Annotated in this window: 9 protein-coding genes; 4 read left to right on the top strand and 5 right to left on the bottom strand. The window is 57.1% G+C overall.

What is annotated here, in order from left to right; translation table 11 throughout:
• Positions 1-45: 45 nt before the first annotated feature.
• Entirely contained in the window at positions 46-345 is a 300-nt protein-coding gene (locus tag Q1L34_RS08120; RefSeq protein ID WP_123629593.1) for a hypothetical protein, read from the bottom strand.
• A gap of 441 nt (positions 346-786) precedes the next feature.
• On the opposite strand from Q1L34_RS08120, the gene Q1L34_RS08115 reads away from it, so the two are divergent.
• Positions 787-2,373, top strand: coding sequence for a TerC family protein (locus Q1L34_RS08115; RefSeq protein ID WP_134936998.1), 1,587 nt, complete (start codon positions 787-789; stop codon positions 2,371-2,373).
• Positions 2,374-2,875: 502 nt separating this feature from the next.
• Here the strand turns inward: Q1L34_RS08115 and asmA are convergent.
• The 4 genes from asmA to alkA all read right to left on the bottom strand — a co-directional run bounded on the left by asmA (position 2,876) and on the right by alkA (position 7,142).
• Positions 2,876-4,723, bottom strand: a complete 1,848-nt coding sequence (gene asmA / locus Q1L34_RS08110; protein WP_048023780.1) for an outer membrane assembly protein AsmA — start codon at positions 4,721-4,723, stop codon at positions 2,876-2,878.
• A gap of 27 nt (positions 4,724-4,750) precedes the next feature.
• Complete coding sequence (gene dcd, locus Q1L34_RS08105; RefSeq protein WP_004864592.1) at positions 4,751-5,332, bottom strand: dCTP deaminase; 582 nt, start codon at positions 5,330-5,332, stop codon at positions 4,751-4,753.
• 90 nt (positions 5,333-5,422) lie between these two features.
• The gene (udk, locus tag Q1L34_RS08100) at positions 5,423-6,064 is read right to left on the bottom strand and encodes a uridine kinase (RefSeq protein ID WP_004864593.1); all 642 of its coding nucleotides are present in this window, start codon (positions 6,062-6,064) and stop codon (positions 5,423-5,425) included.
• A gap of 229 nt (positions 6,065-6,293) precedes the next feature.
• On the bottom strand, positions 6,294-7,142 hold the full coding sequence (alkA, locus tag Q1L34_RS08095) for a DNA-3-methyladenine glycosylase 2 (protein ID WP_015583898.1): 849 nt from the start codon (positions 7,140-7,142) through the stop codon (positions 6,294-6,296).
• A 137-nt stretch (positions 7,143-7,279) separates the two neighbouring features.
• Between alkA and yegD the strand changes: the two genes are divergently transcribed.
• From yegD to Q1L34_RS08080, 3 genes are all read left to right on the top strand, one after another.
• Positions 7,280-8,632, top strand: a complete 1,353-nt coding sequence (gene yegD / locus Q1L34_RS08090; RefSeq protein WP_032717933.1) for a molecular chaperone — start codon at positions 7,280-7,282, stop codon at positions 8,630-8,632.
• Positions 8,633-9,142: 510 nt separating this feature from the next.
• Complete coding sequence (locus Q1L34_RS08085) at positions 9,143-11,071, top strand: sensor histidine kinase (RefSeq protein ID WP_075808354.1); 1,929 nt, start codon at positions 9,143-9,145, stop codon at positions 11,069-11,071.
• Positions 11,068-11,763: a response regulator transcription factor gene (locus Q1L34_RS08080; RefSeq protein ID WP_327204445.1), complete on the top strand. Its 696-nt coding sequence runs from the start codon at positions 11,068-11,070 to the stop codon at positions 11,761-11,763. The genes Q1L34_RS08085 and Q1L34_RS08080 overlap by 4 nt, the downstream gene beginning before the upstream one ends.
• The last annotated feature ends 70 nt before the right edge of the window (positions 11,764-11,833 follow it).

The following is an 11,833-nucleotide window of genomic DNA, read 5'->3' as shown; positions in this document are numbered from 1 at the left end:
TTTCATCAGAGAATACACTCAAAGTATTAGCTCCGACAGAGCGGTTTAAGAAAATTCTGATGACTCAGGTGTCATATGGCGCGCTGCCTCAGGATTTTCATCTGCACTTTCTTCACCCGCAGGACTTATCGCTGTATTCCCGGCAGAGAATACTGTAGAAGAAGCGTTTGGATAATGCGTAAAATGCAGAAAAAAAGAGGGTTTATTCCCATGAACACCAGGACATAATTCATAAAAATAATCTGCAGACACTATTTTCAATAGAAAATAGCGCAGAAAGCTCACCGCTGCGCTCATCATGCCCTCCTTCACCTGTTGCCCGCTATCCATGTCATCCATCGGCACTGACTTTTACACCTGATTAAAAGCTGCTGATATCGTCTGATTAAACAAGATATTTTGCAAGCCACGACATTCAGTAGTATGAAAACCTGGATCGCTACGATTGAGTGATTGAATCGGGTGTTTACACCTCTGCTTCTGAATCCGTCTGATTTTCATACTTCTGTTTGGTCAGAAAGGGCAATAACCGGCATTATTGGTCCAGTGCACTCTCTGCAAGTTTATATTCAGTCTTCCACAGTCATATCTTTTATTAATAAGCTTATTTGCATAAAAAATAAGCGCGCACGGCTATAATTCATGCAGTTTAATATTGCCAGCCGCGGCATTTCTCCCGTCCCCGCGCCAGCCTGACGTCATAAGACGAGAATATATTGCAATTTATCGGTCGCTTATCCATGATCGTCGGATGGCACTCTCAGGTAGTATAGGTTTTAGCGAATGATGGAATGGATTGCCGACCCCTCAATTTGGGCCGGTCTCATAACGCTGGTGGTTATAGAGCTGGTCCTCGGTATTGATAACCTCGTTTTTATCGCGATCCTCGCGGAAAAGCTCCCTGCTACTCAGCGTGACCGCGCGCGGGTGATTGGCCTGCTGCTGGCGATGCTGATGCGTCTGCTGCTGCTCGCCTCGATCTCCTGGCTAGTCACCCTGACCAAACCGCTGTTCACCTACCACGATCTCAGCTTTAGTGCGCGAGATTTGATTATGTTGTTTGGCGGGTTATTCCTGCTGTTTAAAGCGACTGTTGAGCTCAATGAGCGACTGGAAGGCAAAGACAGCGATAATCCGGTTCAGCGCAAGGGCGCGAAGTTCTGGGGAGTGGTCGCTCAGATTGTGGTGCTGGATGCCATCTTCTCCCTCGATTCGGTGATCACCGCCGTCGGCATGGTCGACCATCTGGCGGTGATGATGGCAGCGGTAGTTATTGCCATGAGTTTGATGCTGCTCGCCAGCAAAGCGCTGACGCGTTTTGTCAACAGCCACCCGACTATCGTTATTCTCTGTCTGAGCTTCCTGCTGATGATTGGTTTCAGCCTGATTGCCGAAGGGTTTGGATTCCCCATCCCGAAAGGTTATCTGTATGCGGCCATTGGCTTCTCCGTCATCATTGAGTCGCTGAACCAGCTGGCGCTGTTCAACCGCCGTCGCTTCCTCTCCGCCAATCTCACGCTCCGCCAACGCACAACCGAAGCGGTGATGAATCTACTTAGCGGGCATAAAGAACACGCCGAGCTCAGCAGCGATACGGCCGCGCTGATCGACAGCCAGGCCGATAACCCGCTGTTCAACCCCCAGGAACGCCGGATGATTGAGCGGGTGCTTAATCTCAACCAGCGCACCGTCAGCAGCATTATGACCTCGCGCCATGATATCGAGCATATAGACCTTAGCGCCCCGGAAGAGGAAATTCGCGCCTTGCTGGAGAAAAACCAGCATACCCGACTGGTCGTCACCGGCGGAAATGATGATGAAGATCTGCTCGGTGTGGTTCACGTCATCGACCTGCTACAGCAATCGCTGCGTCATGAACCGCTCAACCTGCGCGTCCTGCTTCGTCAGCCGCTGGTGTTCCCTGAGACGCTGCCTCTGTTGCCAGCGCTGGAGCAGTTCCGCCATGCCAGGACCCATTTCGCTTTCGTGGTGGATGAGTTTGGTTCCGTTGAGGGGGTAGTGACCCTGAGCGATGTGATGGAAACCATCGCCGGCAATTTACCCAACGAGGCTGAAGAGATTGATGCCCGCCACGATATCGCAAAAAATCCTGACGGTAGCTGGACCGCCAATGGGCATATGCCGCTGGAAGATTTAGTGCAGTACATTCCCCTGCCGCTCGATGATAAGCGCGAGTATCACACGATTGCCGGTCTGTTGATGGAAAATCTGCAGCATGTCCCCGAAGCGGGAGAAGAGGTGAAAATCGGCGACTACATCGTACGTACGCTGCAGGTCGAGAGCCACCGGGTACAGAAAGTGCAGATTATCCCGCCGCCGCCGCGGGAAGATGAACTGAGCTACGAAGTGTAATCCCCGCAGTCGGTAGATATGCCCCGCTGGCGCTACGCTTACCGGGGCTACAGGGAGAGTCCGCTCAGGTTGCCCGGATAAGGCATTAGCGCCGCTATCCGGGAAAACCACCGTGATAACCTTTCAACCTGCATCTGTCCGCTTCCCCGGTGGCGCTGCGCTTACCGGGGCTACAGGAAGAGTGCGATCAGGTCGCCCGGATAAGACGTTCGCGCCGCCATCCGGGAAAACCATGGTGGTAACCTTTCAACCTGCATCTGTCTGCTTCCCTGGTGGCGCTGCGCTTACCGGGGCTACAGGGAAAGTCCGTTCAGGTTGCCCGGATAAGGTGTTCGCGCCGCTATCCGGGAAAACCACCGTGGTAACCTTTCAACCTGCATCTGTCTGCTTCCCTGGTGGCGCTGCGCTTACCGGGGTTACAGGGAGAGTCCGCTCAGGTGGCCCGGATAAGGCATTAGCACCGCTATCCGGGCGGTAAAGTCGCTCCACCGGTCAATCCCGGTTAGTGTTTCTCAAGCAACTTCTTCACTTCTTTCCCGTCCTGGCTGTTTTTATTACGTTCAATCCAGTCATTAAGCCGCTGTTTAGCTTCATCCTGCAGCTGTTTACGCAGTACCTGGTCAACCTGCAGACTGTAGCTCAGCGCCTGCCATTTCCCGTAGATACGCAGCGGAATCGCGGTCTGTTTGAGCTTGTCGATAAGCTTGCTTTCGCCTTTCCAGCCGCCCAGCACGCGCACGTTAAAGCGCATATCACACTCTTCTTTCAGCAAATTCAGGTCGCCCTGCCCGGTCAGCGCCATCATCTCTGATTGCCCCTGCAGGCTATGTAAGGTGACCTGTCCCTGCGCCAGCTGCAGCTCGCTGCTCATGGCATCGAGGCGGGTCGCGTTGTCGTAATTTTCCTGCGCCTGCACATTGGTGCTGCGCTCAACGGCCTGCTGCACGAGCTGCTGGAAGTTAAGCCCTTCAGTGCGGGTATTCGCCATCTGTATCTGCGCATCCCCTTGCCAGCGACGACGGAAATCGTCGGCATCAATTCTTTCGCCGGAGAAATCTCCGCTTAAAGAGAGCTTACCGGTCAGATTGAGCGAATAGTTAAAGGCTTTCAGGATGGTGGCAATCTCAACGTTATCCAGTTTGGGCTGGAAAGAGGCTTGCGAGGTCTCTCCCCGCGCGTCGAGGGTGCCGGGCAACGATATCAGGCCGCCATCCAGTTCGCCCTGAAGCTGGTTGATGGTCAGCAGTCCGAGCTGATTACTGATGTCGCTTTTCACCTGAGTAAAGGTCATCCCACGCCACTGAAGCTGGTCGGCCGTCAGCGCCATATGGGCGGTAAAGCCGCGCAGGCTGTCGTAATCTTCCTGAATATCGCTGTCGGCAATCACCGGGCGCAGCTGCCTCGGCTGGCTTTGTCCCTGCTGGCTGGCGCCAGAGTCCGTCGCCGGTGAACCGTGCGTCAGCAGACTGTCGAGGTCAAGAGTCGTGGCGTGAAGATTGAGATTCCAGTCGGCCCGGTCGCCTAAAATCACGCTGGCGTTGCCGGCAATCGTGCTGCCGTTCGCCGTCAGATTGAGGTTATCGAAGCTCAGCTTTTTCTCGTCCTCCTGCCAGTTCGCCTGCATACTGCCCTGCCCGCTCACCCCGTTAGCCGGCAGCTCGGCGCCGCGCAGCTGCCAGTCGAGCCGGGAGATGTCAGCCTTCAGAGAATGCGGATAGTCACCGCCCTGAACCTCAGCGGTGAAAGAGAGCGCCAGATCGCGCTGATCGCGGTTGATTCGCCCGGCAAAGTCGAGGGTCGCGTGATGATGTTCATCTTGATCCATCTGCAGACGAATATCGCGCACGGTCACCTGTTCGCCATCTTCATGCTGGAAAAAGAGGACGCTGTCCACCACCTGCAGCTGCCGCACGTCGTAGGACCAGCCGCTGTCTTCCGCCACCAGCGGCAGCGGATTATCATGAGGAACTACCGGCGCATCCTGGCCGCGAACGGCCTCGGTTTTCGGCGTCAGCTGAATGACCGCGCCCTTGAGCATCACCTGTTTGACCTGCAGCTGATGGGAAATCAGCGGCATAAGGGCGACATCGAGACGCATATTGTCCGCGCGCACCACCGGTTCAGCCGCCCCCGGCGCCGTCAGCGTCATGCGGCCGGAAAGAATACTCAGCTGCGGCCAGACGTGCCAGCGCAGCGGGCCATCGAGTTCGAGCTGATAACCGCTACGTTCCGCCACCTTATGCACCATATAGGCGCGAAAATCGTTGGGATTGACCAGCAATACCAACGCGGTCAGCCCGGCGACAACCACCGCCAGCAAGATCATCAGCGTCGTCAGAATTCGTCTCATGGCACCCTCAGTACACCGCTTACGTTATCAATCCTTGTCGATTCGGCTCGCCACCGCGCCCTGCTGGTCGCGATATTTGGCGTCTTCACGGCGGTTATAGGGCCGTGCCGCAGGGCCTGACAGCGGTTCAAAACTCAATGCGCCGATCGGCATCCCCGGACGCAGCGCCAGCGGCAGCTTGCCGGAGTTAAAGAACTCGAGCACGATGCAGCCAGACCAGCCGGGATCGATACGGTGAGCGGTGACGTGCACCATCAGCCCCAGACGCGCCAGAGAGGAGCGTCCGTCCAGCCAGCCAACCAGATCGGCCGGTAGCGTCACCGACTCATAGGTCACCGCCAGCGCCAGCTCTCCCGGATGCAGATAGAAGGCTTCGCCTTCCGGCAGCACGATCTCTTCGCTCATCACCCGATCCAGCGCCGCGGTCACTTCCGCTTTTGGCCCGCTCAGATCGATAAAGGGCGCCGTGTGGCCGCGAAACGTGCGGAATTTATTCCCCAGCCGAACGTCTACGGTCGCGCCGTTAATACGTTCAATGGGCGGGCGCGGGCTGATAGATAGCCGCCCCTCATCCAACCAGGCTTCTATATCTCGGTCGCACAGACGCATGAGCTCTCTCCTTTATGGCATCGCGCCCCTACACCTTCCGGGGCTAAGGGCAATTTGGGTTCTCTTTGCACGTTACACAATTCGTCTGTGTTATTCAAAGAACTGGCTGATTTTTGCCTTCAGAATATCAATCGCGATGCGGTTTTTACCGCCGCGAGGCACAATAATGTCGGCATACTGCTTGGAAGGGTCAATAAACTGCAGGAACATCGGACGAACCGTTTTCTGATATTGCGCCATCACCGAGTCCATCGAGCGCCCGCGTTCATTCACATCGCGCTTGATGCGGCGCATCAGGCAGATATCCAGCGGCGTATCAACGAAGATCGAGAAGCTCAGCTCATTGCGCAGGCGAACATCCGTCAGCAATAAAATCCCTTCGAGGATGATCACTTTCTTGGGTTCAATGTGGATCGTTTCCGGCATACGCGTATGTTCAACGTAGCTGTAAACCGGTAATTCAATCGGCTGGCCGCTTTTCAACATCTGCAAATGTTGAAACAGTAAACTGTGATCCATCGAGCTGGGATGGTCATAGTTCGTTTTAACACGCTCTTCCATCGACAAATGACTTTGATCTTTGTAGTAGCTGTCTTCCGGAATAACGCCAATATGTTCATCACCAACCTGTTCACGCAATTCGCGATACAGCGTGCTGGCGATAAGACTTTTTCCCGAAGCCGATGCGCCGGCGATACCTATAATGACGCACTGATGAGACGTATCAGTCATAACTTTTTTGCGACCTGATTAACCTGGATGTATATACACATAACCCTTCGAGCTGCCGCCGCGTGACTCGGCTTGCAGCCTCGCCCCTGTGGGGTTTGTTCAAAACGCTAACGAGTTTTGAGGCGCATCTCGAATAATTTCATGTATTGGAAGGGTGACGTTTGACCGTCAAACGCGGCAATTATAGGGATTTCAGCGCGTCGATACCAGTGATATGCACCCTGCATGGCTATTCCTCAGTCGGCGCCCATCCTTCGCTATACCAGATATGCAACAACGCATAGGAACGCCACGGCTGCCAGCGGCTGGCGTAACGGGCAATGCGCGCCGGGGTCATACCGCTAAACCGCTGCTTAATCAGGTAATCATCCGGCAGAAAAATGTCCTTCGCCTGCCAGCCGCGCAGGGCAAAATAGCTGGCGGTCCAGCGGCCGATACCGGGCAGCGTTTGCAGCTGTTTCATCCCGGCCTCAATGTCGTCCGGCGCCGCCAGCGGCAGCTGGCCGTCAATCACCGCCTGCGCCAGATGGATCAGGGCCTCGGCGCGCCGCAGCGACATCCCCAGCGCTTTAAGCGCTAACGGATCCGCTCGCGCCAGGCTTTGTGGTTCAGGAAAGAGCCTGTATTCCGGCGCCTCCGCCAGCGTTTCCCCGTAAGCCGCCGCCACTTTTGCCGTCAGCTTCGCCGCCATCGCCACGCTGACCAGCTGCCCCAGCACCGCGCGCACTCCTTGTTCAAAGGCATCAAGCGATCCCGGCAGGCGCAGCCCAGGACGCGCGCTGGCCAGCGCGCCCAGCGTCTGGGCCACCCGATGCGGGTCACAGGCTAAATCAAACAAGCGCGCAACCCGGTCGTGGCATGCATCGGCCACCGGCTGCAGGCCGTCAGATAAGGTTACGCGTAATCCCTGCGCCGCCATATCGGGCTCAACCGCGATCAGGCCGCGATGGCCCGCGAGGGAAAAGCTGCGGGTGTAACGCCCCGCGCTGAACGTTTCAATACCCGCCACCGCACGGGCGCGTAGAAAACCGAATATCCATTCCGGGTCGTAGGGGGCGTGCCAGGGTAACAGCGTCATCATTTCTCCTTCTTTAATTGCCTCAATGATAGACGCTCCACGTCCGACATACCTTGCTTTTAAATTCCAGTTGTCGCCGTGGCGGCAATCCGCTAAAGTCGCCCCCCTTCTTCACTGGCATGGGGATTTTTCAGGTCATGTTTATTGGTTTTGACTACGGAACCGCCAACTGTTCGGTTGCCGTAATGCGCGATAACCTTCCGCAATTGTTAACGCTGGAAAACGGCAGCAAGCTGCTGCCATCAATGCTGTCGGCGCCGACCCGCGAAGCGGTCAGCGAATGGCTCTATCGCCATCATGACGTGCCGACCAACGGCGCTGAAAACCAGGCGCTGCTGCGTCGCGCCATCAACTATAACCGCGATGAAGACATCGACGTCCTCGGCAACAGCGTCCAGTTCGGTCTGGCCTCGCTGCATCAATATGTCGACGATCCGGAAGAAGTGTACTTCGTTAAATCCCCGAAATCGTTCCTCGGCGCCAGCGGCCTGAAGCCGCAGCAGGTTGCGCTGTTTGAAGACCTGGTATGCGCCATGATGCTGCATATTAAACAGCAGGCGCAGACCCAGCTTCCGGAGACGATTGACCAGGCGGTAATTGGCCGGCCGATCAACTTCCAGGGGCTGGGCGGCGATGACGCCAATGCCCAGGCGCAGGGGATCCTCGAGCGCGCGGCGAAACGCGCCGGTTTCCGTGACGTCGTTTTCCAGTTTGAACCGGTTGCCGCCGGGCTGGATTTCGAAGCGACGCTCAGCGAAGAAAAACGCGTACTGGTCGTCGATATCGGCGGCGGCACCACCGACTGTTCGCTGCTGCTGATGGGGCCGCAGTGGCGGCAGAAAGCCGATCGTCAGCAAAGTTTACTCGGCCACAGCGGCTGCCGCGTCGGCGGGAACGATCTCGACATCGCGCTGGCCTTTAAATGCCTGATGCCGCTGCTGGGGATGGGTGGCGAAACTGAAAAAGGGATCGCCTTACCGGTGCTGCCGTGGTGGAACGCCGTGGCGATCAACGATGTGCCGGCGCAAACCGATTTCTACAGCAGCGCCAACGGTCGTTTGCTCAATGACTTGCTGCGCGATGCCCGCGATGCCGATAAAGTGGCGCTGCTGCTGAAAGTCTGGCGCCAGCGTCTGAGCTATCGCCTGGTGCGCAGTGCGGAGGAGAGTAAAATCGCCCTCTCCGCGCAGGAGCAGGTGACCGCCGGGCTGCCGTTTATCGGCAATGAACTGGCCACGGCTATCAGCCAGCAGGGACTGGAAGCGGCGTTGAATCAGCCGCTGACGCGTATTATGGAGCAGGTTCAGCTGGCGCTGGACAACAGCCGCGAAACGCCGGATGTGATCTACCTGACCGGGGGGAGCGCCCGCTCACCGCTGATTAAGAAAGCGCTGGCGGCCCACCTGCCGGGTATTCCGATCGCCGGCGGAGATGATTTTGGCTCCGTTACCGCCGGTCTGGCCCGCTGGGCGCAGGTCGTTTTCGCTTAACGTTCACGGGGCAGCCCTGCCCCGTTTTCCTCTGTGGCTTCTCCTCCCGGAACGCCACCGCCGAAAATCGCGCCATGGCATAAATCAGCTTCCCGGAAATGGGCTCTCGCCAGGCAAACATGCGCTCCCTGCGGTTTTATCATCGCCCTGCTTTCCCGGCAGTAGCGTTTTATATCGCAGCATAGCCAGAGCGACATCATGTTACCCCGTTTGGGGCTCGTCATGCCAGATACCCTCACCGCGCATGCCTTGTCTGACGCGGCGTAGCGAACAGGTCTGGCCAGTATGACCTGCTGCAAATAACGCTGGTACAATCTCCCCGCCCCCTGCAGAATGCTGTGCCGTCTGAAACTGCGCTTTTATTTCCCGACATCCGGGGGGACCGCCTGTGCATGTCGCAGACATGATTGATTATTCCAGTCACCGTTATTCATCCATGCCGCAGGGGGGAGTTTGAATCGTATACGCGCCGTTCCTGGCTTCGCCGCGTCGTTCGTCTGGGGCTACAGAGTGCTCTTCTGGGTCGGCTTTAGCATTGCGGCCAGCCTGTCGTTTTCTTCCCCCGTCGCGGCGCAAAGTCGTCAGATTGGCATTGATATTCCCGTGCAGTGGGTGACCGATATTGACGGGTCGATGACGCTGGAGGCGTTTCTCGCCCTGCCGGAGAGTAAGCTCAATTCGGGGCAGCGCATCCCCTCATTTGGCTACTCATCGAAAACGTACTGGTTTAAGAGCCGCCTGCCGGCGGCCGATTTTGACGGTGAATCTCGCTGGCTGCAGCTCGGCCCCTCCTTTATCGATCATCTCAGCGTTTTCTATCGTCCTGCCGGCAGCGATCTTCCGTGGACGCACAAAGAGTTTGGCGACCACGCCTCGACCCGCGATAGCGACCTGGACTATCGTGAAAGCGTTCTGATCTTACCGCCGCCCCCTGGCGACGCGGGATACGAGATGGTTTTTCGCCTGCGCAGCAGCAGTACCCTGATTCTGCTGGCGACGCTCTCTTCACCACAGGAGTTTGTCAGTACCGCAACCCGGGATACCGCATTCTGGAGCTTCTATTTTGGCCTGGCGGCGATCGCCAGCGGAATTGCCCTGTGGCTTGCCTTAGTATTACGTCGCCGCCTGCTGTGGGGAATTTGCCTGTTTTCCCTCAACTATCCGCTGGTGGCGGCGCTACACGGCTACCCGGAATGGTTTTTTGGCGATGCCGTTCTCCCCGTGCAGGATGCGATGATCAGCTACCTGTCATTGCTCAGCTACGCCACCGCGCTGTGGTTGCATAGCGAGGTTTTTGATCTTAAAAACAATATGCCGCGCCTGCACCGGCTGCTGCTCGTTGCTATTGGCGTCAATATTGTGCTTCTCGCCAGCGTGCCCCTCGGCTTTTATGGGCTGGCCATGCAGATCGAGGCAGCGATGTTCTTTATTGCCGCGCCGATTCTGCTGATCACCTCATGGCTGCTCTGGCGACGCAAAGCCATCGATTTAAATACGCTGTTGTTGGGACTGCTTCCGCCCGTCTACGTGGCCTCCGCCGCGCTGGTGCTTCTCTCGATACACGGGGTGATCCCTTTTCATAACACCATCTATTCCGCCTGGCAGTACGCGCTGATTGTTCATATTGTCACCGTCCTTATCATTGCGGTCCTGCGAGTACGGGCCGAAAATCGCAGGCTGGTACAAAAACAACAGCTGACGCGCGAACTGCAGATCGAACGCGAAGCAAGCTTTCATCAACGTCAGTTTATGGGGATGGTGGCGCACGAGTTCAGAACGCCGCTTTCGGTTATCCAGGCCGCGCTGGAGAACCTGCGCCTGTGCTCTCCGGAGCCGGCGCAACGGCCGCGCCTGGACCGCATGCAGCGCGCCACCACGCGTCTGGTTCAGTTAACCGATAACTGTCTGGCCGATGCCCGGCTCTCATCCAGCGCGCTGCATGTCGATAAGCAAAATGCCGATCTGCTAGCGGTCATTCGCATGGCGGCAACAGTGGTTGAACTCTCGTCAAACCATTTTCTGACGATCACCCTGGCCGGGCGCACCGTCGACGCGACGACCCGTTCGCCCCCCCTCTTTGCCGATAGCGCGCTGCTGTGCATTGCGCTGGCCAATCTCCTGGACAATGCGGTGAAGTACACGCCGTCCGGCGAGATTGCGATTGCCATTCGCCCAAACGCGAACTGCTGTGAAATTGCGATCCGTGACCAGGGACCGGGTATTGCCGTCGATCATATCGACCAGATCTTTGAGCGTTACCGGCGCGGCGCAGTCCGCACCGCGACGCCCGCCGGCACCGGTCTTGGACTGTATGTCGCCCGGCAAATCATACAAGCTCACGGCGGTGAGCTTTGGCTGGCCAATAACGGTCCGACGGGATGCGAATTTGCGCTCACGCTGCCCCAGGATGACCTACCACAGCAGAAGGGTAAATCATGACATTACGCGTGGCCATCATTGAAGATAGCGCCGATCTCCTCGATGAACTGCTGGCCTTCCTGCGCTTTCGCGGCTTCGACGCATGGGGGGTACACAGCGCGGAAGCCTTCTGGCGGCAGCTGCATCGCGACCCGGTGGATATTGTACTGGTTGATATTGGCTTGCCTGGCGAAGATGGCTTCAGCGTTCTGGACTATCTGCATGAGCTTGGCGAGTACGGGCTGATTGTGATGACGGCCAGGGGGCATGAGCAGGATAAACTGCAGGCGTTCAATCTTGGCGCAGATTTCTATCTCATCAAGCCGGTGAATTTTTCCGTTCTGGCAGAGACCATCCATGCGTTGGGCGCCCGGCTGATGCAGCAACATCCCCGCTCCCCGGTCGCGGCCTCCGTAGCCGAGAAATTAGCCTCTTCATCCTGGGTACTGCATCCGGAAAACCTGGTGGCGCCGTCCGGCATAGCGCTGCCGCTGACCCAGCAGGAGCATCGGCTGATGGCGCGCTTAATGCGCAATCCAGGCGAGGTCTGTCGCAAGGTCGATCTGCACGCGTATCTTTTCCCCGATGAAGTTGAGGCGGAGCTGCACCGCATTGACGTGGTGATCAGCCGACTGCGCAACAAAGCGCGACTGCACGGGGTAACGTTGCCCATCCGGGCCATTTTTGGCAAAGGCCTGGCGTTTATTCCCTGAGGTTTCTCATCGCCGTCGTGCCAGCGGGCAGACGCACTCTTCGCCAGTTTTATTATCCATAATTTATTCA

Source organism: Klebsiella ornithinolytica, from assembly GCF_030505655.1.
GTDB classification, from domain to species: Bacteria; Pseudomonadota; Gammaproteobacteria; order Enterobacterales; family Enterobacteriaceae; genus Klebsiella; species Klebsiella ornithinolytica.
This window is presented reverse-complemented; position numbering and strand designations above follow the sequence as displayed.